This is a genomic window from Thioclava electrotropha, assembly GCF_002085925.2.
Taxonomy (GTDB): Bacteria; Pseudomonadota; Alphaproteobacteria; order Rhodobacterales; family Rhodobacteraceae; genus Thioclava; species Thioclava electrotropha.
In genome coordinates, this window is record NZ_CP053562.1 from 583795 (window position 1) to 609662 (window position 25868).

General features: G+C 65.9%; 25 protein-coding genes. 21 read left to right on the forward strand and 4 right to left on the reverse strand.

Annotated elements, in window-relative coordinates:
• On the forward strand, window positions 1–3369 hold the full coding sequence (locus AKL02_RS02900) for an efflux RND transporter permease subunit (RefSeq protein ID WP_083077684.1): 3369 nt from the start codon (window positions 1–3) through the stop codon (window positions 3367–3369).
• Window positions 3370–3394: 25 nt separating this feature from the next.
• On the opposite strand, the gene AKL02_RS02905 is transcribed toward AKL02_RS02900, so the two are convergent.
• Window positions 3395–4252: a protein-disulfide reductase DsbD domain-containing protein gene (locus AKL02_RS02905; protein WP_083077683.1), complete on the reverse strand. Its 858-nt coding sequence runs from the start codon at window positions 4250–4252 to the stop codon at window positions 3395–3397.
• A gap of 173 nt (window positions 4253–4425) precedes the next feature.
• Here AKL02_RS02905 and AKL02_RS02910 point away from each other — a divergent pair, with 173 nt between their 5' ends.
• Window positions 4426–4986, forward strand: coding sequence for a YqgE/AlgH family protein (locus AKL02_RS02910; RefSeq protein ID WP_078521749.1), 561 nt, complete (start codon window positions 4426–4428; stop codon window positions 4984–4986).
• A gap of 82 nt (window positions 4987–5068) precedes the next feature.
• Here AKL02_RS02910 and AKL02_RS02915 read toward each other — a convergent pair whose 3' ends face one another.
• Window positions 5069–6031, reverse strand: a complete 963-nt coding sequence (locus tag AKL02_RS02915) for an L-threonylcarbamoyladenylate synthase (RefSeq protein WP_083077682.1) — start codon at window positions 6029–6031, stop codon at window positions 5069–5071.
• Between the two features lie 114 nt (window positions 6032–6145).
• Here AKL02_RS02915 and AKL02_RS02920 point away from each other — a divergent pair, with 114 nt between their 5' ends.
• Genes AKL02_RS02920 through AKL02_RS02930 form a run of 3 tightly spaced genes read left to right on the forward strand, consistent with a single transcriptional unit; the run spans window position 6146 to window position 9257 of the window.
• A complete protein-coding gene (locus AKL02_RS02920) occupies window positions 6146–7837 on the forward strand; it encodes an acyl-CoA dehydrogenase (RefSeq protein ID WP_083077681.1) in 1692 nt (563 codons plus the stop codon).
• Window positions 7834–8886: an MBL fold metallo-hydrolase gene (locus AKL02_RS02925; protein WP_083077680.1), complete on the forward strand. Its 1053-nt coding sequence runs from the start codon at window positions 7834–7836 to the stop codon at window positions 8884–8886. The genes AKL02_RS02920 and AKL02_RS02925 overlap by 4 nt, the downstream gene beginning before the upstream one ends.
• A complete protein-coding gene (locus AKL02_RS02930; RefSeq protein ID WP_078521745.1) occupies window positions 8883–9257 on the forward strand; it encodes a hypothetical protein in 375 nt (124 codons plus the stop codon). Before AKL02_RS02925 ends, AKL02_RS02930 begins: the two co-directional genes overlap by 4 nt.
• A 24-nt stretch (window positions 9258–9281) precedes the next feature.
• On the opposite strand, the gene AKL02_RS02935 is transcribed toward AKL02_RS02930, so the two are convergent.
• Window positions 9282–10694, reverse strand: coding sequence for an RNA-guided endonuclease InsQ/TnpB family protein (locus AKL02_RS02935; protein WP_332836461.1), 1413 nt, complete (start codon window positions 10692–10694; stop codon window positions 9282–9284).
• Between AKL02_RS02935 and tnpA the strand changes: the two genes are divergently transcribed.
• From tnpA to AKL02_RS02955, 4 genes are all read left to right on the forward strand, one after another.
• Window positions 10596–10997 carry an IS200/IS605 family transposase gene (gene tnpA / locus AKL02_RS02940; protein ID WP_078571636.1) on the forward strand — a complete coding sequence of 134 codons (402 nt, stop codon included), beginning with the start codon at window positions 10596–10598 and terminating at the stop codon, window positions 10995–10997. The genes AKL02_RS02935 and tnpA overlap by 99 nt on opposite strands.
• 49 nt (window positions 10998–11046) lie before the next feature.
• The gene (locus tag AKL02_RS02945) at window positions 11047–11187 is read left to right on the forward strand and encodes a hypothetical protein (protein WP_165756968.1); all 141 of its coding nucleotides are present in this window, start codon (window positions 11047–11049) and stop codon (window positions 11185–11187) included.
• 61 nt (window positions 11188–11248) lie between these two features.
• A complete protein-coding gene (locus AKL02_RS02950; RefSeq protein ID WP_078521743.1) occupies window positions 11249–11383 on the forward strand; it encodes an aa3-type cytochrome c oxidase subunit IV in 135 nt (44 codons plus the stop codon).
• A 52-nt stretch (window positions 11384–11435) separates the two neighbouring features.
• On the forward strand, window positions 11436–12071 hold the full coding sequence (locus AKL02_RS02955) for a hypothetical protein (protein WP_232621703.1): 636 nt from the start codon (window positions 11436–11438) through the stop codon (window positions 12069–12071).
• 8 nt (window positions 12072–12079) lie between these two features.
• Here the strand turns inward: AKL02_RS02955 and AKL02_RS02960 are convergent, their stop codons facing one another.
• Window positions 12080–13114 carry an AbrB family protein gene (locus AKL02_RS02960; protein ID WP_232621704.1) on the reverse strand — a complete coding sequence of 345 codons (1035 nt, stop codon included), beginning with the start codon at window positions 13112–13114 and terminating at the stop codon, window positions 12080–12082.
• A 309-nt stretch (window positions 13115–13423) separates the two neighbouring features.
• Between AKL02_RS02960 and AKL02_RS02965 the strand changes: the two genes are divergently transcribed.
• The 12 genes from AKL02_RS02965 (at window position 13424) to AKL02_RS03020 (ending at window position 25867) form a co-directional block, all read left to right on the forward strand.
• Entirely contained in the window at window positions 13424–14374 is a 951-nt protein-coding gene (locus AKL02_RS02965; protein ID WP_078521742.1) for a TAXI family TRAP transporter solute-binding subunit, read from the forward strand.
• Between the two features lie 72 nt (window positions 14375–14446).
• Window positions 14447–16528, forward strand: a complete 2082-nt coding sequence (locus AKL02_RS02970; RefSeq protein ID WP_108722363.1) for a TRAP transporter permease — start codon at window positions 14447–14449, stop codon at window positions 16526–16528.
• Window positions 16525–16908, forward strand: coding sequence for a DUF1850 domain-containing protein (locus AKL02_RS02975; RefSeq protein ID WP_083077677.1), 384 nt, complete (start codon window positions 16525–16527; stop codon window positions 16906–16908). The genes AKL02_RS02970 and AKL02_RS02975 overlap by 4 nt, the downstream gene beginning before the upstream one ends.
• A gap of 22 nt (window positions 16909–16930) precedes the next feature.
• Entirely contained in the window at window positions 16931–18694 is a 1764-nt protein-coding gene (locus AKL02_RS02980) for a sensor histidine kinase (protein WP_083077676.1), read from the forward strand.
• On the forward strand, window positions 18691–19998 hold the full coding sequence (locus AKL02_RS02985) for a sigma-54-dependent transcriptional regulator (protein ID WP_083077675.1): 1308 nt from the start codon (window positions 18691–18693) through the stop codon (window positions 19996–19998). The genes AKL02_RS02980 and AKL02_RS02985 overlap by 4 nt, the downstream gene beginning before the upstream one ends.
• Window positions 19999–20435: 437 nt before the next feature.
• Window positions 20436–20654 (forward strand): hypothetical protein, encoded by a 219-nt coding sequence (locus tag AKL02_RS02990; RefSeq protein ID WP_083077673.1) that lies wholly within the window; start codon window positions 20436–20438, stop codon window positions 20652–20654.
• 517 nt (window positions 20655–21171) lie between these two features.
• Window positions 21172–21528 carry a hypothetical protein gene (locus tag AKL02_RS02995; RefSeq protein WP_083077672.1) on the forward strand — a complete coding sequence of 119 codons (357 nt, stop codon included), beginning with the start codon at window positions 21172–21174 and terminating at the stop codon, window positions 21526–21528.
• A gap of 90 nt (window positions 21529–21618) precedes the next feature.
• A complete protein-coding gene (locus AKL02_RS03000) occupies window positions 21619–23136 on the forward strand; it encodes a terminase large subunit domain-containing protein (protein ID WP_083077671.1) in 1518 nt (505 codons plus the stop codon).
• Window positions 23127–23459, forward strand: a complete 333-nt coding sequence (locus AKL02_RS03005; RefSeq protein ID WP_038069618.1) for an HNH endonuclease — start codon at window positions 23127–23129, stop codon at window positions 23457–23459. Before AKL02_RS03000 ends, AKL02_RS03005 begins: the two co-directional genes overlap by 10 nt.
• On the forward strand, window positions 23452–24684 hold the full coding sequence (locus tag AKL02_RS03010; protein ID WP_083077670.1) for a phage major capsid protein: 1233 nt from the start codon (window positions 23452–23454) through the stop codon (window positions 24682–24684). Before AKL02_RS03005 ends, AKL02_RS03010 begins: the two co-directional genes overlap by 8 nt.
• A complete protein-coding gene (locus AKL02_RS03015; protein ID WP_051693701.1) occupies window positions 24684–25337 on the forward strand; it encodes an HK97 family phage prohead protease in 654 nt (217 codons plus the stop codon). The genes AKL02_RS03010 and AKL02_RS03015 overlap by 1 nt, the downstream gene beginning before the upstream one ends.
• On the forward strand, window positions 25337–25867 hold the full coding sequence (locus tag AKL02_RS03020; RefSeq protein ID WP_083077669.1) for a hypothetical protein: 531 nt from the start codon (window positions 25337–25339) through the stop codon (window positions 25865–25867). Before AKL02_RS03015 ends, AKL02_RS03020 begins: the two co-directional genes overlap by 1 nt.
• Window position 25868 lies beyond the last annotated feature (1 nt).

A 25868-nucleotide genomic window follows, 5' to 3' on the forward strand; every position in this document is an offset into this window, starting at 1 on the left:
ATGGCGTCTGGCCTCGATCCCAGAGAGCTGCCGCCCGGCCGCGGGCTGATCGGTCTCTTTACCCGCCACGCGACGCTGGCGAATATCGTGCTGGTCGTGATGATCTGCGCGGGGCTCGTCGCCCTACCGCGGATGCGCGCGCAGTTCTTCCCGGACTCGGTCGAGGAATCGATCACCGTCTCGGTGAAATGGGACGGGGCAGGCGCGGAGGAAGTCGACCGGGCCATCGTTCAGGTGCTGGAGCCCTCACTGATCTCGGTCGAGGGTGTGGAAGCCTCGGACAGCCGCGCCTCGGAAGGCTCGGCGCGCATCAGTCTCGATTTCGAACCCGACTGGGACATGTCCCGCGCGGTCAATGATGTCGAGAACGCGCTGGCTTCGGCAGGCGATCTGCCCGAAGGCGCGGAGGAACCCGAAGTGGCGCGCGGCGTCTGGCGCGACACGGTGACCGATCTGGTGATCACCGGGCCGCTCTCGCCGGAGCAGCTGGGCCGGTTGGGCGACGAGGCCGTCGTGCGGCTCTATCAGCAGGGCGTCACGCGCACCTCGCTTGCCGGGATCGCCGCGCCGGAGACGGTCGTCGAAGTGCCAACCGTCTCGATGATGGCGCATGATGTGACGCTGACCCAGATCATCGATGTGATCTCCGCCGAGGCGAATACCGATCCGGCGGGCGAGGTGGCGGGCGGGGCAACACGGGTGCGCACGGGCGAAGAACGCCGCTCCGCGCCCGAGATCGAGAACCTCGTGATCCGCACCGAACCGGACGGCTCGCAGCTGACCGTGGGCGATGTCGCCAATATCCGCGTCGAAGGCGGCGACCGGAACCGCGCTTATTTCGTCGGCGACAACGCGGCGGTGGTGATCAATGTCGCACGCTCGGCGGCGGGCGATGCGATCGCGATCCAGCACAAGGTCGAAGGCGTGATCGACCAGATGCAGCCGACGTTGCCCGCGGGCACCTCGATGGATCTGGTGCGCACCCGGTCCGACGCCATCACGCAGCGCCTCGATCTGCTGGTGGGCAACGGGGTGCTGGGGCTGAGCCTCGTTCTGGTGCTGCTGTTCCTCTTCCTCAACGCGCGCACGGCCTTCTGGGTGGCGATGGGGATCCCGACCTCGATGGCTGCGGCGCTGGCGGTGATGTATTTCACCGGCATGACGCTGAACATGATCTCGATCTTCGCGCTTATCCTGACGCTGGGGATCGTGGTCGATGACGCCATTGTCGTGGGCGAGCACGCCGATTTCCGTGCGCGTCATCTGGGCGAGCATCCGGTGCTCGCCGCCGAGAACGGCGCGCGGCGCATGGCCGCGCCGGTCTTCGCCTCGACCCTGACGACCGTAATCGCCTTCGCAGGGCTGACCGTGATCGGCGGGCGCATGGGCAATATGATCGTCGACATTCCCTATACGGTGATCGCGGTGCTCGCCGCCTCTCTGATCGAGTGTTTCGTGATCCTGCCCAACCACATGAGCCACGCGCTGCGCCATACCTCCGAGGGCAAGTGGTACGACTGGCCCTCGCGGCAGGTGAATCGCGGGCTCGACTGGTTCCGCCGCGTGGTGATGAAGCCGCTCACCCGGCTGATCGTCATCGGGCGCTACCCGGTGATCGCGGCGGCGATCGCGCTGCTGCTATGGCAGGTCAGCTTCGTGATGTCGGGCAAGGTGCAATGGCGCTTCTTCAACCCGCCCGAGCAATCGACGGTGAACGGCGCCTTCTCGATGGTCGAAGGCGCGACCCGGGCCGATACCGAAGAGATGATGCGCACGATGCAGGCGACCGTGACCAAGGTTGCCAAGGAATTCGAGGACGAATACGGCGTGAACCCCGTCGAATACGCGATCGGGCAGATCGGCGGCGCGTCGGGGCGGGGGCTGGCCTCTGCCGATACCAAGGATGCCGATCTTCTCGGCTCGCTTTCGATCGAGGTGATCGATCCCGATTACCGGCCTTATTCCAGCTTCGATTTCGTCTCGCGGCTGCAGGCCGAAACCCCGCGCCTGCCGCTGGTCGAAGAGATCAGCTTCCGCCGCTTCCGCTCCGGCGGGGCTGGGGACGGGATCGCGGTGCAGTTCTCGGGCAACGAGACGCGCATCCTGAAAGACGCCGCCGAAGACCTGAAGACGCAGCTTGCGCAATTCCCGGAAGTATCGGCAGTCGAGGACAACCTCGCCTATGACAAGCAGGAGCTGATCCTCGATCTCACCCCGCAGGGCGAGGCGTTGGGCTTCGACATCGCGACGCTTGGCCGCGAATTGCGCGCGCGTCTCAACGGCACCGAGGCTGCGAGCTTCCCCGACGGGGTGCGCTCGGCCACGATCCGTGTGGAACTGCCCGAGGAGGAGCTGGCCGCCGATTTCATCGACCGGATGCAGCTGCGCGCGCCCGGCGGCGAATGGGTGCCGCTGGCCGATATCGTCTCGGTGCGCAGCCAGACCGGCTTCTCGACGATCCGGCGCGAGGATGGCGTGCGGCAGGTCTCTGTCACGGGCGATGTCTCCGAGGACGATCCCGCGCGGGCCAACGAAATTCTGGCGCGCATCTCCGACGAGATCCTGCCCCGCATTTCCGAAGAACGCGGCGTGGCCTATACGCTCACCGGGCAGGCCGAGCAGGAACGCGACTTCATGAACGACGCGATGATCGGTCTGATCATGTGCCTGATCGGCATCTACATCGTGCTCGCGTGGATCTTCGCGAGCTGGACGCGGCCGATCGTGGTGATGTCGGTGATCCCCTTCGGCGCGGTCGGCGCGATCTGGGGTCACTATGTCTGGAACCTGCCGATGTCGATGTTCGCCGTGGTCGGTGGGATCGGGATGATCGGGATCATCATCAACGACGCGATCGTGCTGATCTCCACGGTCGACGAATATGCCGAGAAGCGGGGGATCGTGCCCGCCATCGTCGATGCGGTCGCGGATCGCCTGCGCCCCGTGCTGCTGACGACGCTGACGACGGTTCTGGGCCTCGCGCCGCTTCTCTACGAGCAATCCAGTTCGGCCCTGTTCCTGAAATCCACGGTGATCACGCTGGTCTACGGGCTGGGCTTCGGGATGGTCATCGTGCTGCTGGTCGTGCCTGCGGTGCTCGCGGTGCAGCTCGATTTCGGCAGGCAGGTGCAGGCGGTGCGTCACGGCGTGCGGGTCGTGCGGCTGCGCGCTGTGCTGGCTGGCGTCGCGACGCTGATGGCCGTGGGCTTCGCACTCACGCTGGGCCGCGCGATGTGGGAGGGTCAGGCGCTGATGCCCGCCTTCGGAGGCTTCGCGCTGATCGCGGGAATGGTGGCGATGGGGGCGGGGCTGATCGCGCCCCGGCTGCTGCGCGGCCATATCCGCCACCGACCGCCGCCGGAAGTCTGACGCCCCCGAACTTCGAGAGAGCTGATTATTCGGTGCAGCCCATGATCTCGACCGCGCCGCGATCCGAGAGCACGGTGATGCGCAGATCGCTGGGGTCGAGGTCGAAGGGCTTCGCGTCCGGCGGCACGAAGTCGGCGCTGGTCACGAGGGTACCGCCCTCGCGATGGCTGTCGGCCTCGGAGACCCAGACCGGGCGCGAGGCGAGTTCCAGAAGCGCGTTTTCCGTGCCGATCGCGGGCGGCAAATCGACCCGCGCCGTCAACCGAACCCCATCGCGCGTCGGCTCCGTCTCGCAGCGCGTCTGCGGGTCGATCTTGCGCGGCTCACGCGCGAGCGCCGCCTGAATTTTCGGATCGGGCGCGCCGTCGCCCGAGACCTCGGTCTGCAGCTGCAGGCTGACCGGCACGCAGATATTGTCGCAGATCCCGATCATCACATCGGCTTTCAACAGCACCGGCTTGCCCGGATCCTTCGGCGTCACCGAGATCGGCAGCACGACGCCGTCGTGATAGCCGACGGTGCGCATGCCGGAGGACAGGAAGACTTCCGGCGCGGGCCAGTGAACCACGGCCGAGGCGAGGTTGCTCGACCCGGTGAACTGGATCTGCGGCGGGATGCCCGCATCGCCCGGCGAGCGCCAATAGGTTTTCCAGCCGGGCGCGAGCGCAATCTCCAGCGCCGCCATGCGGGTGCCGTTGGCGCCTTTTCCGCCTGCGCGCAGCTGCGCCTGTTCCAGCCCCGGAGGCGTCGGCAGTGCGGGCATCGACGCGTCTTGCGGCGTGACCTGCTCTTGCGCGGCGATCTGCGCGACAGCTTCCTGCGCCGCCACGCCGAGCGGGCAGCAGCCAAGCAGAATCCCCATGACTGGTAACAAACGTGTCATATATTTTACCTAGTCGCTTCCCTGCACGTTCAGAAGTCACAAACGCGACAGAAGCGTGCAACATATTGTCCCGGCGCGCCGCAATGCGAAACAATTCCTGCGTCTGGCTTGAATAGACGCGCCGCTCGCGCCACCTTGAAAAGAGATGGGATGCAACTGCGAAGGGGAGCGAGATGGACCTGACAGGCAAGTTTCTGATCGCGATGCCCGGTATGGGCGATCCGCGATTCGAGCATTCGGTGATCGCCGTCTGCGCCCATTCCGACGAGGGTGCGATGGGGCTGATCATCAACAAGCCCTTGCCGACGCCCGCCTTCTCGGACCTTCTCGAAAGCCTCGATATCGAACGGCCCGGTGCGGATATCCGTTTCGATCAGCCGATCCTTTTTGGCGGTCCGGTCGAAACCGGGCGCGGCTTCGTGCTGCATTCGCCCGACTGGACGACCGGCGAGGGGCAGATGGAGGTCACCGACCGGCTGCGGATGACTGGCACGCGCGACATTCTCGAAGATATCGCGATGGGGCGCGGCCCGAACCAGGCGCTGATGGCGCTGGGCTATGCGGGCTGGGGGCCGGGGCAGCTGGAGGAGGAAATCCTCGACAATGGCTGGCTCACCGCCGACAGCGATGCCGACCTCGCGCTCGATGCCGAGCATGAGACGAAATGGGTGCGCGCGCTTGAAGGTATGGGGATCGACCCCCGGACGCTTTCGGCAGCTGCTGGTCATGCTTGAGGGTTGATTGGGTAGGGGGCTCTGCCCCCTCGGCGCGTCCGCGCCTCACCCCCGGGATATTTAAGCCAACACGAAGAGGCGATCAGTCGCGCGGGGCAGCCGCGCGGCGCAGGCGGTCGTTGATTGCGCGCCCGAGGCCGGTCTCCGGGATCGGGGCGAAGGCGAGTGTGGAAAGGCCGCGCGTCTGGGCGAGCGCATCGCCCTTGCGCAGCATCGCGAAGAGGTTCGCCGCCGCCTCTGTCAGCTCGCCCGAAGGCGAGAGGTTCAGATCGGCGGTCGGGCAATCGCCGCCGAAGCCGATCCAGACCGCATCCGGGTGCGGGGCGGTCACATCCAGCAGCACGGCGGCGCCCGGCGCATAATGCGATTTGAGTTGCCCCGGCGCGTTGGGCTTGGCCGCGTCGCCGCCGGTGGGCAGGGGCTGGCTGATCAGCGCCTCGATCTCTTCGGCGGCGACCCCGCCGGGGCGCAGCAGCGCGGGCGGATCGAGCGTGAGAATGGTGGATTCCACCCCGACCTCGCAGGGGCCGCCATCGATCACCGCCGCGATCTTGCCGCCAAGCCCGTCCATCACATGCTGCGCCGTGGTCGGACTGATCTTGCCCGATGGGTTGGCCGAGGGCGCGGCCAGCGGCCCGCCGAATTCGGTCAGCAACGCGCGGGCGACCGGATGCGCGGGCAGGCGGATCGCGACCGTGTCATGCCCGGCCGTCACAAGATCGGAGAGCCCGGCCTCGGGGCGCAGCGGCAGGACCAGCGTAAGCGGTCCCGGCCAGTAGCGCGCGGCGATCTGGCGTGCATCGTCGGAGACCACGGCGATCTCTTCCGCGGCCTCGATCGACGGCAGATGCACGATCAGCGGATTGAACTTCGGACGCCCCTTCGCCGCGAAAATCGCCGCCACCGCGCGGTCGTTGCGCGCGTCCCCTGCAAGCCCGTAGACCGTCTCGGTCGGCATCGCGACCAGCTCGCCCGCGCGCAGCAGGGCGGCTGCCTGCGCATAGCCCTCGGCATCGGCGGAAAGGAGTTTCGTGTCTTGGCTCATGCAGTCGTGACGCAGCGTTGGAGTTGAAGGGGGCTGCCCTTGCGGTAGGGTATCGGCAACCCGACAGGACATAGACGCGCGCGCGGCAATTGCCAAGCTGCCCGGAGGAGACCCATGACTTACCGTTCCCCCGTCACCGATATTCGCTTCATCCTCGACCACGTCGTGCCGCTCGCACCGGTGGCCGAAACCGAGATGTTCGCCGAGGCGACCCCCGATATGGTCGAAGCGATCCTCACCGAAGGCGGCAAACTGTGCGACGAGGTGATCGCGCCGACCAATCGCGACGGCGATCTGACGCCCGCGAAACTGGAGAATGGCGTTGTGCGCTCGCCCGCCGGCTTCAAGGAGGCCTTCGCGGCGCTGGCCGAGGGCGGCTGGATCGGTATCGCGGCAAGCCCGGAGCATGGCGGGATGGGGCTGCCGCAGGCGCTGAACGTCGGTTTCAACGACATGCTGTCGGGGGCGAATCTGTCGCTGCAGCTCAACCCGCTGCTGACGCAGGGCCAGATCGAGGCGCTGGAGCATCACGCCTCCGACGAGATCAAGGCGCTGTATCTGCCCAAGCTGATCTCGGGCGAATGGTCGGGCACGATGAACCTGACCGAGCCGGGGGCGGGCTCGGATGTGGGCGCGCTGAAGACGAAGGCGGTGCCGAACGATGATGGCACCTATGCGATCTCGGGCCAGAAGATCTACATCACTTGGGGCGACAATGATTGCGTCTCGAACGTCTGTCATCTGGTGCTGGCGCGGCTGCCCGATGCGGCCCCCGGCACGAAGGGGATCAGCCTCTTCATGGTGCCGAAGCTGATCCCGGATGACGCGGGCAAGCCCGGCGTGGCGAACTCGCTGAAAGTGGTCTCGTTGGAGCACAAGCTGGGCATCCACGGCTCGCCCACCTGCGTGATGAGCTACGAGGGCGCGACCGGCTGGCTCGTCGGCGAAGAGAACAAGGGCATGGCCGCGATGTTCACGATGATGAACAACGCGCGTCTGAACGTGGGTGCGCAAGGCATCGGCGTGGCCGAGGCCGCCTATCAGCAGGCGCTGGCCTATGCGAAGGACCGGGTGCAGTTTGCGCCGATTGTCGAGCATGCCGATGTGCGCCGGATGCTGGCGGGCATGAAGGCCGAGATTTTCGCGGCACGCTCGATCGCGCTGGCCTGTGGCGTCGCGATCGACATGGGGCGCGCGACGAATGATGCGAACTGGCAGGCCCGCGCGGCGCTGCTGACGCCGATCGCGAAGGCTTACGGCACCGATATGGGCATTCGCGTGGCGTCGACCGGCGTGCAGGTGCATGGCGGCATGGGCTTCATCGAGGAAACCGGCGCGGCGCAATATCTCCGCGATGTGCGGATCACCACGATCTACGAGGGCACCAACGGCATTCAGGCGATGGATCTTGTGGGCCGCAAGATGATGGACGAGGGCAAGGCCGCCTTCCGTCTGCTGCAGGAGATCGAGGACGAGGCGCAGGGTGCGCGCGAGGCCTTCCCGGTGCTGGCCGAAGACGTCTGGCAGGCCGCTGAGGAACTGCGCGAGCACACCGAATGGATGGTCAGCCAAGGCATGCAGGACCGCTTCGCGGGGGCCGTGCCCTATCTCGACGCCTTCGCGCGGGTGCTGGGTGGTTATTACCACCTGCGCGCCGCGATGGCCGAGGGCCGCGATTCCGCGCGTGGTCACTTGGCTGCCGTCTATATCCGCCGCCTGATGCCTGCCTATGCGGCCTCGCTGGCCGAGGCAAAGGAAGGAGCCGAAGGGCTCTACGCGCTGAGCGTCGAAGATCTCGAGGCATGAGGGGCGACGGCGCTCCCGTGTCGACGAATGGCATCCGCTACCCTTGGGCGGAGCCGCCCGAGCCGGGCGGGGCGATCGAGGTCGCGCCCGGGGTGATGTGGATCCGTCTGCCGCTGCCGATGGCTCTCGATCACGTCAATTGCTTTGCGCTCGATGAGGGCGATGGCTGGGCGCTGGTCGATCCCGGCATCGACACGCGCAAATGCCGCGCGGCGCTGCAGGCGGCGATGGATGGTCCGCTGGGCGGCAAGCCGATCACCAAGGTTCTGGTGACGCATTACCACCCCGATCACATCGGGCTGGCGGGCTGGCTGCAAGAGCAGGGCGCGGAGCTGATCACGACCCGGACCTCGTGGCTGTTTGCGCGGATGCTGCAACTCGACCCGCAGGATCGGCCCGTGGCGGAAACGCTTGCCTATTACCGGCGCGCCGGAATGAGTCCGGCGCTTCTGGACAAGCGCGCCAATGAACGGCCCTTCAACTTCGCCGATTGCGTGCATGCGCTGCCGCTTGGCTTCACCCGGATCGTGGAGGGCGATGAGATCACCCTCGGCGGGCGGCGCTGGGCCGTGAAGATGGGCGACGGGCACGCGCCCGAACATGCGACGCTTTGGAGCTTTGACGACGATCTGGTTCTGGGCGGCGATCAGCTTCTGCCCTCGATCTCGGCCAATCTCGGCGTCTATGCGACCGAACCCGAGGCCGATCCGTTGGCCGATTGGCTGACCTCCTGCGCGCGCTTTGCCGAGATCGCGGAGGATCGCCACCTCGTGCTGCCCGGCCATAAGCTGCCCTTCACCGGGCTGCCGTTGCGCCTGCGCCAGATGATCGAGAACCACGAGGGCGCGCTGAAACGTCTGCGCAAGCACCTTGAGACCCCGCGCACCGCCTGCGAGTGCTTCCCGCCGCTGTTCAAACGCCAGATCGACGAGAGCACCCATGGGCTCGCGATGGTCGAAGCGATGGCGCATCTCAACCATCTTTGGCACAAAGGGGAGGTGAGCCGCACCTTGCGAGAGGACGGCGCCTGGCTCTGGAGCCTGAAATGACCGAGATACGCACCACCGCCGAAGCCCATGAGGAAGCCGCCCTTCCGAACGCGAAGGTGGTGCATACCTCGGAGAACGCGCCCAAGACCGCCGAGGTCAAACCGCTTCCGCCCGAACTGGCGCGCGGACGGCCCGAGGATAAGAGCCCGGCGCAATGGGCCTATGAGCGGGTCCTGCTCTATATCCAGAACTTCGAAGAGCAGTTGCAGGAAGACGAGGAGGTCGTGCTTGGTCTCACCGGCGGCGAGGCGGGGGTGTTGCAGATCGAGGGGATCGGCTTTTTCGACCCCGACATCCTCACTTTCGACGGCACCGACGAATACGGCGCGCGCACGCAGCTCATCCAGCATTTAACATCTTCCCCTCCCTGAAGGGCGGGGATTTCCACTTCGGCCCTATGCGGCATCGAACCGCTCCGGGCCGAGATGAGTTGACGCTTCATGGGCGGCTGATGCCTGAGCCTCCACGTCCAGCAACGGAGCGTTCCCCCGTCGATCCTCGTCCCGGGCGAGGGCCCGGGCCAGGATATTCTTCGCCGCGTTGATATCGGCATTGGTTTGCGCGCCGCAGGCGGTGCATGCGAAGAGAGCTTGGCTCTCGCGGCTCCTCGCATCCACATGGCCGCATACGGCGCAGGTCTGGCTGGTGTAAGCGGCCGGGACCTTGATCAGGATCCCTCCCGTTTCCTCGAGCTTGTAGTCGAGCATGCGCTCCAGCGCATGCCAGCCGACGTTCAGAATCCCCCGGTTCAGCCCGGCTTTTTGCGCCACGTTACGCCCCGGCGCCTCCGCCGTGCCGCGCGCTGAACGGGTCATGGCGCCGATCTTGAGATCCTCGATCGCCACCAGCCCATGACCCCGCGCCAATCGGCGCGACAGCACATGGGCCAGGTGGGCCCGGGCCCGGGCGTCCCGCGCCCGCAGGGTGGCCAGGCGGCGGCGCGCCCGCGCATAGCGGGCCGATCCCCGCTTGCGGCGCGACAGCGTCTTCTGGGCGCGGCGGATCGCGGCCCGGCGCCGCTTCACCGTCTTCGGAAGATGGACCATCTCCCCGGTCGAAAGCGCGTAGGGCACGGCCACGCCGCGATCGATGCCCACGGCGGCGGCCGGAACCAGCCGCTCTTCGATCTCGCAGCGGGTTGCGATCGAGATCTCCCAGCCGCCGTCGGGGCGGCGCCGGAGCGTCGCGTTGCGGATCTCGACCGTGCCATCGGCCCGGGCGCGCAGCGGACGGGTGTCGCGATAGCGGATCCAGCCGATCTTCGGGATGCGGACCTCTGACCATTTTGCGTTCAATTTTCGCAGCGCGATCTCGCGGCCAACATGGCGGAAACTGTCCGCCGCGCCCCGCTTGCGCGGGCGCGGATATCCGGCCCGCCCCTCGAAAAAATTCGCATAGGCTCGATCGAGATCGATCAGGGCCTGGTTCTGCGCAGTCTGGCTGATGGCACGGATCCAGTCGAAGTCGCTACGAAGCTCTGAAAGCTCGCGCGAAAGACCTTTCGCACCGAAATTCCTTGGATCGCCGCCGGCAAAAGGCCGACCGCCCCATGTTCGCCGCTGCTCTAGCGCCAGATTGTAGACTAGGCGCGTGACGCCAGCCGTCTGCGCGAGCAGGACTTCCTGCTCCGGCGTCGGCTTGAGCCGGTAGACATGGCCACGGATCGTCTGCATAGTCAAATTATAACATTTGGTCTTAGGGTTCTCAATATGGAATATAGATCGGGAAGACAAGTTGTTAGCTACCTTCATGTCCACTTGGTCTTTGTAACCAAGTCCCGGCGTGGTCTTCTTGACGCTGATGCTCATCAGCGTCTTAAAGGTGCCTTCGAGAAAGTCGCCGCAGGCTTCGGCGCCACTGTGGTTGAATGCGATGGCGAGGACGATCACATGCATCTGTTGCTGGAGTATCCAGCAACAGTGCCGGTTGCGAAGCTTGTCAACTCATTGAAAGGGGTCGGGTCGCGGCTATTGCTGCGCGACCGTGAAGATTTGCGGCGCCGCAGCCCGAAGGGCCTTTGGTCGCCGAGTTACTTTGCCGCCAGCTGCGGCGGGCCGCCCCTCGATGTCATCCGCGACTATGTGCGGAAACAGAGAACGCCGACGGCATAAAACTGCCTTATCCCTCCCCGCCCTAAAGGACGGGGTTCCCGGGCATTGGGTGAACCAGCTCAACGTGATGCTGATCGCGCAGCCGAAACCGGTCGCAGACGAAGCGCCGCGCCGGATCGGCTTCCGGCTCGCCCGCGCGCTGGAGGAAGAAAATGCGTCTGACAGTGCGAACCCTCAAGACGAGGCGTGACAGCTTGTCGCGGCTCGGCTAGTTTTCCCTCTGGGAGACAGCGCAAAAGGGAGAACGCGCAATGGCCGAGTATAAACCGGGCAATATGGACATTCGTGACCAGGAGAGAACATTCAGCGGTTTTGTTCGCTTCGTCACGATTTCGGTGATTGTGATCATCTGCTTTCTGGTGTTTCTCGCTCTCGTAGGCGGCTGACGCGACCGGCGGCGGCTGAAAAAGACACGCTTGGGAACGGGAGATCGGGCAGATGATGCGCGTGCTTCTTGTCTGCCTGATGCTGCCGCTTCTTCTGGCTGGCTGCGGGGCGGATAACATCTATGCCTCGGATGCCGAGGTCGCCAAATATCGCTATGTTTCCGACGAGCCGCCTTCGGTCACGCTCTATACCGTGATCTCGACCAATACCGGCTCGGGCGGGCATTCGGCGCTGCTGATCAACGGGCGCGAGCGGATCATCTTCGATCCGGCAGGCACCTGGAATCATCCCTGGGCGCCCGAGCGCCACGATGTGCATTTCGGCATTACCGAGAAGATGCGGAAATTCTACATCGACTACCATGCCCGCGAGAGCTGGTATGTCCGCGCCCAGAAGCTTCCGATCACGATGGCGCAGGCCGATCAGCTGATGGCCCGCGTGGAGCGCAACGGCTCGGTCAACAAGATGATGTGCGCGGATTCGGTATCGAGCGCGCTGCGCGACATGCCGTGGCTGCACGACAAGGCGCCCTTCACCTTCTCGCCGCTGAAACTGTCGAAGGCGTTCGGGCAGCTGCCGGGCGTGACCGAGAAGGATCACTACGACAACGATCCCGACGACAATTCCGGCGTGCTGATGATCCAGCAGCAGCCCTATAATCACGGGGACACCCAGTTCAGAGAGTGAACGGGTCTTCAGACATCGCCTCGCCTGCGTGACAATGCGCGGGCGAGTGCGGGGCCCGCGACCAGCACGAGCAGGAAGCGGGCGATCTGCATCGCCATGACGAAGGGCACATCGACCTGCGTGCCCGCCGCGATGATCGCGACCGAATCCGCCCCGCCGGGGCTGGTGGCGAGATAGGCGGTCACAGGCTCGATCCCGGCGAAATAGACCAATCCCATCGCGAAGGCCGCGCAGAGCGCGATCAGCGCGATGATCGAGCCGAGGATGCGGGGCAGCAGCCTTGCGGCATGGCGCAGCACGGCGCGGGTAAAGCGCATCCCGATCCCCCAGCCGACGACCGCATAGCTGATCGCGAGCACGGTCTGGGGCAGGGTGATCTCCAGAAGGCCCGTGGCGCTGGCGATCAAGCCGAAGGCCATCGGCAGCAGCAGCCCGCCGCCCGGAATGCGCAGCCGCACGCCCAGAAACGCCGCCCCGATCCCGAGCGCGAGCGTCTCGACTGCGGCGACGACGTCCATCGGGTCTTGCTCGGCGAGTGCCGCGCCGACATCCCTCGCCTGCGCCACGCCGAAAATCTGCACGACAGCGGTGGCGGCGATCGCACAACAGGCGACGCGGGTATATTGCATGACGGCGACAAGACGCATGTCGGCGCCGTAGTCGTCCGACATCAGCGTCATAGCGGTCGCCGCGCCGGGGGAGGAACCCCAGATCGCCGTCGTGCCCGGCAAGCCGCCCGCCCGCGCCATCACCCAGCCGAGCGCGCTTGCGCCGAGCACGGTGGAGAGCGTCCCGGCGAGGAAGATCGGCCAGTCGCGGGCGATCTCGGGCAGGATCGAGGCGGGAAGCTTCGAGGCGATCATCACGCCTACGACACCCTGCGCCGCGATGAAGCCCAGAGGCGGCAGCCGCACCGCCCCGCCGCTCGCGGCAAGCGCGATCGCGACCGCCATCGGCCCCAGAAGAAGCGCCGCCGAGAGATGCGCGAGACTCAGCGCGAAGGCCAGAAGCGCAGAGCCCGCGAGGAGGACGGTCCAGCGCAATGCAGGAGGCCAGCGGTCGGGGGCGTATCGGAAGGGAGGCAATGAGCGCATAGGGGGCTTTGAAGACGGAAATCAGGTGCTTCCGAGCAGATAGGGCTCGTTGCGTCAAGCGCCCAGCGAAATAGGGGCGGAAATTGCCCGGCATATCGGCTTTGCGCGGCGCTCGTGGCAGAACCCCGCCAGAGCCCGCGCAGAGATCTGCCAGCTTTCTTGTCGCAGCGGTGTGAGTTGAATTGATCCCTGCGCGAAACCGGGCACCCTAGAGCCAGTCCCGCTTTCAATGCGGGCAATGACATATGGGAGGAAAGGATGTTCCAGAACATCAAGCTCGGCGCGCTGATCGCCGGGGCAGTGGCGCTGAGCGCGCCCGTCGCGAAAGCCGAAAACTTCATCAATATCCTCACCGGGGGCACCTCGGGCGTCTACTATCCGCTCGGCGTGGCGCTATCGGAAGTCTATGGCGAAACCATGCCCGACGCGCGCGTGCAGGTGCAGTCGACCAAGGCCTCGGTCGAGAACCTCAACCTGCTCCAGCAGGGCCGGGGCGAGCTGGCCTTCGCGCTGGGCGACTCGGTGAAGGATGCGTGGGAGGGCAACCCGGAGGCGGGCTTCAAGGCGCCGCTGGGCAAGCTGCGCGCCATCGCGGCGATCTACCCGAACTTCATTCAGGTCGCGGCCCTCAAGGACGCGGGTGCCACCACGATCACCGACCTCAAGGGCAAGAGCCTCTCGGTCGGCGCCGCGAAATCGGGCACCGAGCTGAACGCGCGCAAGATCTTCGACGCGGCGGGCATGAGCTATGACGATCTGGGCAAGGTCGAGTATCTGCCGTTCTCGGAATCGGTCGAACTGATGAAGAACCGCCAGCTCGACGCGACCTTCCAGTCCTCGGGTCTCGGCAACGCGGCGCTGAAGGACCTCTCGACGACGCAGGACGTGACCTTCGTCGCGATCCCGGCCGATATCGCCGAGAAACTGGGCGCGCCCTACAAGGCGGGCGTGATCCCGGCGGGCACCTATCCGGGCCAGGACGCGGACGTGCCGACCGTGGCGATCACCAATATCCTCGTGACCCGCGAAGGCGTGTCCGATGAGGAAGCCTACCAGATGACCAAGCAGCTCTTCGAGCATCTCGACACGCTCAAGGCGGCGCATTCGGCGGCCAATGGCATCTCGGCCGAGGCGGCGGTGCAGGGGCTTCCGATCCCGCTGCATCCGGGCGCCGAGCGTTACTACAAGGAAATCGGTATCCTGAAGTAACGCCGCGCAGACACATGGGGAGGGCGGCGCGCTCGGGCGGGTCGCCCTCGCCTTTCGAGGGAGGAGAGAGTGATGGATATGGATAAGGAAGCGGCGGTCGATGCCGTGGTGCATGACCCGCTGGCAGATGGGTTCCCGCATAGCCGCGAGGGGCGCGTGCTGTTCTGGCTCGCGGTGGCCTTCTCGGTCTGGCAGATCGCCTTCGCCGCGCATGTAATCAACCCCTCGAGCCAGATTGCGCGGGCGGTCCATGTGGGCTTCCTGCTGGCGCTTGGCTTCCCGCTCCTCTCGCTTGCCAAGGGCTATGGCCCGCTCGGGCGTTCCGTCGCCTACCTTCTGGCTGCCGGTGGCGTCGCCGTCGCCGCCTATCAATGGATCGAATACACGCCGCTCCTGCTGCGCGCGGGCGATCCGAACACGCTCGATCTCGTGGTCGGCGTGGTGCTTCTGATCACCGTCTTCACCGCTGCCTGGATGCTGATGGGCCCGGCGCTTCCGATCATCGCAGGCACGTTCTTCGCCTATGCGATGTTCGGGCAATACCTGCCCTCGCCGCTCAACCATCGCGGCTACGCGTTCGAGCAGGTGATCGAGCAGATGAGCTTCGGCACCGAAGGGATCTACGGCATCCCCACCTATGTCTCGGCGACCTATATCTTCCTTTTCATCCTCTTCGGCTCGTTCCTTGAGAAGGCCGGGATGATCAAGCTCTTCACCGATGTCTCGCTTGGCATGGTCGGCCACAAGATGGGCGGGGCCGCGAAGGTCTCGGTGCTGTCCTCGGGGCTGATGGGCACGATCTCGGGTTCGGGCGTGGCCAATGTCGTTACCACCGGGCAGTTCACCATCCCGCTGATGAAGCGCTTCGGCTATCGCCCGGCCTTCGCGGGGGGCGTCGAGGCGACCTCCTCGATGGGTGGACAGATCATGCCGCCGGTGATGGGGGCGGTCGCCTTCATCATGGCCGAGACGCTGGGCGTCGATTACGTCGAGGTAGTGAAAGCCGCGCTGATCCCGGCGATCCTCTATTTCGCGGGCGCCTTCTGGATGGTGCATCTGGAGGCGGGCAAGCGTGACCTGCGCGGCCTTGCCAAATCCGAGCTGCCCTCCCCGCGCAAGGCGCTGAAGGAAGGCTGGTATCTGCTGCTGCCGCTGGCGGTGCTCGTCTACCTGCTGTTCTCGGGCTACACGCCCCTGTTCGCGGGCACGGTGGGCCTGTCGCTGACGGGTCTACTGATCCTCGGCGGCTCGGTCGCGCTGGGGCTGCCGAACCAGGTGCTGCGGATGATTTTCTGGGTGGTGATTGCGCTGGTCGCCGCCGCCTTTTTCGAGATCGGCATCTGGGCGGTGCTGGGCGCGGTGGCCGTTCTGGTCGCGATCAACGCCTTCAACAAGGGCGGGCGCGAGACGCTGGCAATCTGCCGCGACAGCCTTGCCGATGGCGCACGCACCGCGCTGCCCGTCGGTATCGCCTGCGCGCTGGTCGGCGTGATCATCGGGGTGATGACGCTGACGGGGGCTGCCACGACCTTCGGCCAGTTCATCGTGGGCGTCGGCAAGTCGAGCCTGTTCCTGTCGCTGATCCTGACGATGATCACCTGTATCGTGCTCGGCATGGGGATCCCGACGATCCCGAACTATATCATCACCTCCTCGATCGCGGGTCCGGCGCTGCTCGATCTCGGCGTGCCGCTGATCGTGAGCCACATGTTCGTCTTCTATTTCGGCATTCTCGCGGATCTCACACCACCCGTCGCGCTTGCCTGTTTTGCCGCTGCGCCAATCGCGAAGGAAAGCGGGCTGCGTATCAGCTTCGAGGCGATCAAGGTCGCCGCCGCAGGCTTCGTCGTGCCCTTCATGGCGGTCTATACGCCCGCGCTGATGCTGCAGGATGGCGGCCCGCTCGCCGCCGAGATCGGCTACTGGCCCGCGGTCGCCTATGTCATCATCAAGGCGCTGCTGGCGCTCGCGCTCTGGGGTGTCGCGGTGATCGGTTGGCTGGGCCGTCCGCTGGCTCTTTGGGAGCGGGCACTCGCCATGGTCGCGGGCTTCACCCTGATCGCGGCGCTGCCGCTGACCGATGAGATCGGCTTCGCGCTGGTCGCGGGCTTTGGCGCGACCCTCTGGCTGCGCCGCACGCGGGCGGCGGCATGAGCGCGACCTGCCTCATGGTCGGGGCTGCGATGATCGCGCTGGCGCCCTCGGGCCAGTTTTCGCTGGAATGGACCCATTCGGTCGAGAAAGAGGGCTGGCGCGAACATTGGCAGGTGACCGACCACGACACGCTGCGCCTCGTCGGCGCGGCGGTGAAAGGATCGGGCGCGGGGATGGAGCCGGGCCCGGGCGGTCATTTCGAGGATGGCTGGTGGGTCTGGAACACGACCGGCCCCGAAGTGCCCGATCTGGAACTGGCAGCCTCGGGGGCGACGGTCTCGGGCTGGACTTTGTGCTCGGTCGATTGTCAGGTGATCGGAGCCGTGCGCGAGGCACCGATCCGGATCGCGCCTTGCCCCGCCGAGCCGGGCGACGGCTAAGAGCGATCGAGAGGGAGGGCGCATGGCCAAGCCTGCCGCGCGCATGACATTCTGGCGGGTGATCGCGGTCTGCGCGATCTCCGTCGCGGCGGCGGTGGGCGCATGGCGCATCGCGCTGTCGGGCATCGACGCGCGGCTCGATCGCAGCCTGATCCTGACCCTGCGCGCGCTGGAAACCGAGATCGACCGCTTCCGCTACCTGCCCGCCGTGGTCGGGCAGGATGCCCGCATCCGCGCGGTGATCCGCACGCCCGATGCGCCCGGCGCGGATCTCGCGGCGAACCGCTACCTTGCCGAGGTTCTGGGGCTCTCGGGGGCCGATCAGCTTTACCTGATGGACGGGCAGGGGGTGACGCTTGCGGCGTCGAACTGGGACAGCCCGGCCTCTTTCGTAGGCCACGATTACAGCTTCCGTCCCTATTTCCGCGATGCGATCGCCACCGGGCAGGGCGCCTTCTACGCGATCGGCGTGACGACCGGGGTTCCGGGCTATTTCCTCTCTGCGCGGATCGGAGATCGCGACGGTCCGCCCGGTGTGGTGGTGGTGAAGGTCGATCTCGACCCGCTGCAACAGGCCTGGGCGCAGGCGGGGCAGGCGGTGGCGGTGGCCGATCCCGATGGGGTGGTGTTCCTCTCGGGCAATCCCGACTGGCTCTATCACCCGCTCCATCCGCTCGCCCCCGAGGCGCGCGCGCGGCTGGCGGATCTGAAGACCTATCCCGGGCGCGATCCGGCGACACAGGGGCCGCTGATGCAAGGCAACGCCGCGTGGATGTTCGATGCGAGCGGCGCGCGGCTGCGCAGCCAGACCGCAGCGTTTGGCGATGGCTGGACGGTGGTGGCCGCAGCCCCGGTGCAGCCCGCGATGCTCTCGGCGCTGATCGCGGGGGTGACGGCGGCGCTGGCCTCGGTGCTCGGTCTGGCGCTGGCGAAAACGCAGGCGCAGCGGCGGCAGCTCGTGGCGCTGCGCCTGCGCCAATCCGAGATGCTGGAGCGCAAGGTGGCCGAGCGCACCCGCGCTCTTGGCCGCGAGATCGAGGCCCGCCGCCAGACCGAAGCCGAATTGCGCGCCGCCCAGGAAGGCTTGATCCATTCCGAGAAGATGGCCGCGCTTGGCCGGATGTCGGCCGCGATCGTGCATGAGGTGAGCCAGCCGCTTGCCGCGATGGAGGCAACCCTTGCCGCCGCCGAGATGGGCGCCGCGCGCAGCACCGAGAAGACGGTCGCCCGCATCGAGACTGCGCGCAACCTGATCCGCCGGATGCAGCGCACGATCAAGCACCTGAAAAGCTTCTCCCGCAAAGACACCGCCGCGCTGGAGCGGATCGAGATCGGCGCCGTAGCGGCAAGCGCGCTGGAACTGGTTGCGCCGCGGGCTAGAGCGCTCGGGATTAAGCCGCGCGTGGTTGTCCCCGATGGTCTGCTTTTCGCCAATGCGGGACGGGTGCGGCTGGAACAGGTCCTGGTGAACCTGCTGCTGAATGCACTCGATGCGGTCGAGGGCCAGCCCGCGCCCGAAGTCGAGCTGCGTCTGGAGGGCGCGGAAGAAGAACTGCACCTGAGCGTCCGTGACAACGGCCCCGGCATCGCGCCGGAAGACATGCCGCGCGTGACCGAGCCATTCTTCTCGACCAAGGAGGAGGGGTCGGGACTTGGCCTCGGCCTTGCGATCTCACAGGCGATCCTGTCCGAGATCGGTGGGCGCCTCGATATCCGCTCGACGCCGGCGGCGGGCACGCAGATGATCGTGACGCTCACACGGGTGCGCGAGAAGGAGCCGGTATGACCGCATTGATCCATGTCGTCGAGGATGATGACGACCACCGCGCGGCGCTCGCCGATCTGATCGAGGCGGGCGGCTATGACTGCGAGGGGTTCGCCCATGCGCAGGCGGCGCTCGATGCGCCCGCTTTGCCCGATCTGGTGGTCAGCGATCTGCGGATGCCTGGCATCGACGGGTTCGGCCTGCTCGAGGCGCTCAAGGCGCGCAGCCCCGATCTGCCGGTCCTGATGATAACCGGGCATGGCGATGTCTCGCATGCGGTGAAGGCGATGCAATTGGGGGCGGAGGATTTTCTCGAGAAGCCCTACGACGCGCAACATCTGCTGGCGGTGGTCGACCGGGCGCTTCGGGCCCGCGCGACCCGGGCCGAGCTGGGGCGGCTGCAAGACGAGATCGCGCGGCGCGACGGGGCGGAGATCCTTGGTCAGTCGGCGGCGATCGCGGCGCTGCGCTCGCGAATCGCGGCGCTCGGCCCGCTGGAGATCGACCTCGTGGTGACGGGGGAAACCGGGACGGGGAAGGAACTCGTCGCCCGTGCGCTTCATGCGGCCAGCCCGCGCGCGCAGGGGCCGTTCGTAGCGCTCAATTGCGCCGCGCTGCCTGAGACGCTGTTCGAGATCGAGATCTTCGGCCATGTCGCGGGCGCTTTCCCTGGCGCTCAGGACAAGCCCGGCAAGCTGGAGGCGGCCTCGGGCGGCACGCTGGTGTTCGACGAGGTCGAGGCTATGCCGGCGGCGGTGCAGCCGAAATTGCTGCGCGCCTTGCAGGAACGTCAGGTGGAGCGGCTGGGCGAAAACCGTCTGCGCCCGCTCGACCTGCGGATCATCGCTCTGACGAAATCGGATCTGCGCGCGCGCACGCTCGATGACAGCTTCCGCGCCGATCTGTTCTATCGCTTCGCCGGGGCCGAGATCACGCTCGATCCGCTGCGCTCTCTGGGCGAGGATATCGTTCTGCTGTTTCGCCATTTCGCCGAGCTTGCCGCGCGCCGCTATGGCCGTGATCTCCCGGACCTGCCCTATAGCTTGCGCGAACAGCTCAAGCGCCGCCCCTGGCCCGGCAATGTCCGCGAACTGAAAGCGGCGGCGGAACGCTTCGCGCTAGGCCTTGATCTGCCCGATGCGCCGACCGAGGCACCCTCGGCTCCGCAAAGCCTCGCCGACAAGGTCGCGGCCTATGAGGCGCGCGAGATCAGCGCCACGCTCGAACGCTGCCGGGGCAATACCGAACGGGCCGCCCAGGCGCTCGGCATCGCGCGGCGCACGCTCAACGACAAGATCAGCCGCTACGGGATTCGCGCCGATTAGGCGGTGGTTTTAATCGGGGAGGGGGAAGTGGTGCTGCTGGAGAGACTTGAACTCTCGACCTCTCCCTTACCAAGACACTTGTTCACGCTCGAAACCGCGTAAATCACGCAATTTCGCATTCCCTGAATTGGCCGATGTTCTCCCGGCGTTCACGGGTTTCTGTGCGGTTTCTGTGCGGGCGCACTCTCACTTGGAGGGGGCGCAATGAACGAGAAACGCACTCGGCAACAGGCGTGGCGTGCAAAGCATCCGCGCCGCTATCGCGCGCACCTCGACGTGCAACGCGCCCTCCGTCACGGGGAGCTTGTTAAGGAGCCTTGCGCGGTCTGTGGCTGCGACAAGGTGGACGCTCACCACGAGGACTATTCGCGCCCGCTGGCCGTTCAATGGCTCTGCCGAAAGCATCACGCACGCCTTCACGCTCGGGAGGCTGCGCAATGCTGAGATTTGACCCGAACAACCTCGAAGACCTGCTGCTTTTGAAGCCCGATGGCGTCTTTGAAGTGAGGGCCGAACACGGGGCAACCGTGATCGTGGTTCACCGCTTCGGAGAGGACGACGAAACCATCGTCTGCACTTCCCCCGGACATGCAAATCAGGTGCGCCAGCGGCTCACCGATAAGGGCATGGTCGGGCTGGTAGCTGACGCCCGCTGATGAACCCTCGCCCCCGTGCCTCGGGCGCGGTGCGGGGGCTTTCATTCATCGGAGCAAACCGGCCTCGATCCGGGCATATCCCTTCACCCGCCCTCGCTTTTGACCGCTGAGCCAGATCAACGGGAAAAGACGATCCGGGAACTTTTAACCCACTCCGAGCGCAACCGGCTCCGACTAGGACGCTCAGAAACGTGACAACGAAACCCACCGGCGGGATACCGAGCCAAGGAAGGCGAGGGAAGACGATCGGGGACCGCACCGGCGCAAGGCTGCAAAGGGCGGGGCAGGTGAGAAGCCTGCGGGGAAGCGGCTGGCCCTCGATATGTGGCATCACGTGGATACGGATCGGGGAAGCGTCGGGCCTTCACCCAAGATCGGCAAACGCTGATCGTGCTTTAAGCGGGGGGAAGGAGCGGGTGGCCGGAGTCTATCTTGCGCACATATGTAAGCAATGCTGACCCAATATTGACCGGTGATAATAGGTAAGCTAAACTGACCCAAATCAGGACATAGCCCCATGACCCTCAACGCATCCGCCCGAGCTACTGCTGATCGCCTCATCGCTGCGCACGGTGGGCCTGCCACGCTGACGCATAGCGAGACAACGGCGAGTAGCCCCTATGACCCCGGCACCACCACCATCACGAACACGCAGGTGCAGGTCGCGCGAACGGGCTTCAATGCGAACCTCACCAACCCGCTGTTGCTGCAAGGTGGCGAATGGATTGGCGTCATGCAGGTGGCCGAGGGTGTTGTGCCGCTGCCGGTGGATGACCTCACGGTGGGCGGCAAGACCTATTCCATCACCGATGTGAAGCGGCTCGGCGCTGATCCCGATCAGGTCGCGGCATACGAAATCGTCGCGGTTGCCTGATGCGTGGTGAGCGGTCCCAATGCCCCGGTTTCAGTTGGGGGAGGGCTCTCGCGGAGCGGGGTAGCCATTCTACACACACGGGGGGCGCAGATGGCTAAACCCTCGACCCTCGCCAAGCGTTTTGCGGCCTCTCTGAGCGTTCCGACCGGGCGTCTTGCGGGTGAGCCTATCAAGCTGGCTCCCTATCAGCGCCAATTCATTGACGGGGCCTTCGCGCCCGAAATCAATGTGGGCGTCCTGAGCGTTGGCAGGGGCAATGGTAAATCCACCTTGTCGGCGGTGCTGGCCTTGGGCGAGCTGGTCGGCGCGTGGAGCGATGCGGCGGAGCGCGAAATCCTGATCGCTGCCAAGACGCAGCAACAGGCGCAAATCTGCTGGCACTACGTCGCGAGCCTGACGCGGACCCTGCCCGAAGATATGCAGGCGGCAATCACGATCCGGCGTCAGCCCCGGTTTGAGATACAGTATGACGACGAACGGGGGCCGCACATTCTCCGGGCTATCTCGGCGGATGGCAAATCAGCCCTCGGCACTTCTCCGACCTTGGCAATTCTCGATGAGCGGGGCCATTGGCCCTTGGCTCAGGGTGACGAACTGGAAGCGGCCTTGCTCACCGGCCTGTCAAAGCGTGACGGGCGGGCGTTGATTATCTCGACCTCGGCAAGCTCTGACGCGCACCCGTTTAGCCTCTGGCTCGACCGTGACGCGCCGGGCGTCTATCGGCAGGAACACCGGCCCGAAAAGGGCTTGCCTGCGGATGATGTGGCCTCGCTGATCGTCGCGAACCCCGGCACGAAATACGGCATCGGCCCGAGCCTCGACCGCCTCAAGGCTGACGCGGCGCTCGCTCTTGAGCGGGGCGGCTCTGCGCTGTCGCGCTTCCGGCTGCTGTCGCGCAATGAGCGAGTGCAGGAAGACAACCGCGACGTGCTGCTGGGCCTTGATGATTGGCTCAAGTGCGAGGTGACGGACCTGCCCCCGAAAGAGGGGCCATGCGTGATCGGCCTCGACCTGGGCGGCTCTGCGTCCATGTCGGCAGCGGCCTATTTCTGGCCCGAGACGGGGCGGCTTGAGGCTTACGGCACCTTTCCCGGTGCGCCGGGGCTGGACGCGCGCGGGCAATCCGACGCGGTGGGCGACCTCTATTGCCAGATGGCGCAGCGGCATGAGCTGTTCACCTTGGGCGATAGGACTGTGCCGATTGTCGAATGGATCGAAGGCGTCTTGCGCCGTGCCGTGGCCGAGAATGTCGCCTGCATTGTCTGCGACCGCTTCAAGGCGGCTGAGATGGGCGAGGCTCTGGACAAGGCCGGAAGCCGTGCACCGGTGGTCTGGCGGGGCATGGGATTTAAGGATGGCTCGGAAGACGTGGAACGGCTGCGGCGGCATGTCTTCGACGGGCGCGTGAAGTCTCCCGAAAGCTACCTGTTGCGCCACGCCTTCGCGGAAGCGGTGGTGCTGACCGACCCTGCGGGCAATGCGAAGCCCGCCAAGGGGCGCAGCATGGGCCGGATTGATGCGGCCTGCGCGGCAATGCTGGCCGTCTCCGAAGGCGCGCGGATGCTCAGCCGACCGGCTCCAAGAGCGGGGAGGGTGATGTGGGCGTAACCTTCAAACGATACGGCACATGGGTTTATCGCGATCGGCGCTGGCCTGCGCTGCGCCTGATGGCGAAGCGGCGCGACGGTTTCCAATGCGTCAAATGCGGCTCTCGTTACCGGCTGGAAGTGGATCACATTCGGCCCGTGCGTGATGCGCCTGAAAAGGCGTTCGACCTCGAAAATCTGCAAACGCTCTGCGGCCCGTGCCACGGCGCGAAGACCCGGATCGAGGCTGGGCATCCTGAACTATCCCCCGAGCGTCAACGGTGGCGCGATTTGCTGCGGGACATGCAGCGCAACCCTTCGAGCAAAGAGGTAAAACATGCTTGATTCTGTGAAGATCCAGCGGCGGCAATCGGAAATCCGCCAAAAGCTGGCCGAACTGTCGGGGAAGGAAACCCCCGACGAAACCGAACTGCGTTCGATGAATGACCTCGACGTGGAATATCGGAGCAACGAAACCCGCTATCGCGCAGCGCTGATCGCTGAGGACAGCGAGCGGCGCGAGGCTGGCGAAGAACTCGAGACCCGTTCGGGCCGTGAATGGTCTGATCTGGTGTCGGGCTATGAGCTGCGCCAAGCGGTGCTGGCCCTCGATGAAGGCCGCGCCCTCGATGGCCGCACGGCTGAGGTGGTGCAAGAGCTGCGCAACGCTGGCGGCTATCGCGGCGTTCCCGTGCCTCTCATGGCTCTGGAACAGCGCGCAGGCGAAACCGTCTCGACCGGCACCCCTGACCCGATGAACACGCGCCCGATTATCGACCGGCTGTTCCCGGCTTCGGTGGCCGCGCGTCTTGGCTTCCAGACGATCAACATTGACCACGGCTCGACCGAATGGCCGGTGGCGACCGCTGGCGCGGTGGCGGGCTGGGCTGCGACCGAAGGCGGCAACGTGGCCGGACCCTCGGCATTTGCCACGGCGGAAAAATCGCTCGCTCCGAACAACACCCTAGGCGCGCATATGCGGATCACCCGCAAGGCGCTGAAACAGACCGGCAGCGGGCTGGAGCAAGCAATCCGGCGCGACCTCGCTTCGGTGATCGGCGTGGAGCTGGACAAGGCCTGTTTCTCCGGCACCGGCGCGGACGGCGAACCGCTCGGCGTGGTGGCTGGGGCCGCGACCTACGGCATCACCTCGACCGCGATTGACGCGGCGGCGACGTGGGCGGCGATCCGGGCCGAGGTGGTGGCCTTCATGGAGGGCAACGCGGCATCGGCTCCGACCGATGTGAAGATCGGTTTCGGCCCGAGTGTCTGGGCTGATCTGGATGACCAATTCGTCACCGGCACGGCAGTTACCGAGCTTGACCGGCTGGTCGCGAAGGTGGGGAACCCGGCGCTGTCGAACACCCTCGACACAACGGCGGTGTTGACGACCTCGGCGGGCGGCATTGCTCCGGCCTTCCTCGGCATCTGGGGCGCGGTGGACCTGATCCGTGATCCGTATTCCGACGCACAGTCGGGCGGGCTGCGGCTGACCGGGCTTGTCACGGCTGACGTGACCGTCGCGCGCGGCTCGCAACTGCGCATCCTCACCGGCTTGGCGGCGGCGTAATGGACTGGGGCGGCCATAGCGGCGGGCTGGAAATCCGCAAGCGGGCATCTGGCGCAATGGCGCTGCATGGCCGCTTTCCCTACGGCAAACGCGCCGTCCTGAGCGATGGCGGGAAGCGGGGGCGACCTCAAAAGGAAGTCTTCGCCCCCAAGGCTTTCGGCTATCGGGTGAACGATCCCAAGGCCGAAATTCACCTGCTGATCGGTCATAGCTATGACAAGCCGCTCGCCTCGAAAGGGGCGGGCAGCTTGACCCTCACCGATACCGACGAGGCGCTGACATTCGAGGCGGAAATCCTGCCCGAAATTCAAGCCTCGACGTGGTGGAAAGACTTTCTGGCGCAGTATGAAGCGGGCTTGGTCGGGGGCATTTCCCCCGGCTTTCGCATCCCGCCCCCGGTGACTGTGCCAAACGCTGAGAAGATCGTGGCGGAAGACCCGAGCCAAGGCCGCGCGATGATCCGCACGGTATTTCAGGCTCTGCTCTTTGAGCTGAGCATTGTGACTCAGCCCGCGTATCAGGAAACGCTCTTGGAGCTGTTCACCGGCGACAAGCCACAAGACCAACCGCAAGACAAGCCCGAAGGGCGCTCGGCAGTTTGGCTGCCCGAGGGCGCAGGGCTTCAACGCACCCTTAACCGGTGGAGGCTCTGATGGCGGTGACGCTGAGACAAACCGAAGAAATCCCGGCGAGCTATCCGACTGTTTCCGGGCTGTCGGACGCGGCGCAGGCGCTCGACGCGGCGGCGCTCTGGCAACGGATCGAGGCGTATTGCGCGCATCGCTGGACCGTGCGCGGCGTGGTCTGGATCGTGGAAGGGGCAGGGGATTGGCAACCGCCTTTGACCCCGGCGACCCTCGACACGGTGGAGGAATGGCAGGCGGGCGAGTGGGTGGCCTTCACCCCCGGCGCGTCACCCTTCGGCGGCTATGACCTGCGCGGCTCGGGGCCGTATCGGATCACGGCAACGGTGGGCGGCGGCGATCTTCCTGCGGCTGTCTCCGAAGCGTTCCGGCGCTTGGCTGAATACCTGGCAACCGCTCCGGCTCCGACCGGGGCCAGCGCGCAAACCGTCACTGTCGGGCAGCTATCCGAAGCGGTGACGCTCACCCCCTCGCATATCGCGCGGGCGATGCAATTCAGCGGCGCGGCTGACCTGCTGCGCGCATATCGGAGGGCATGAC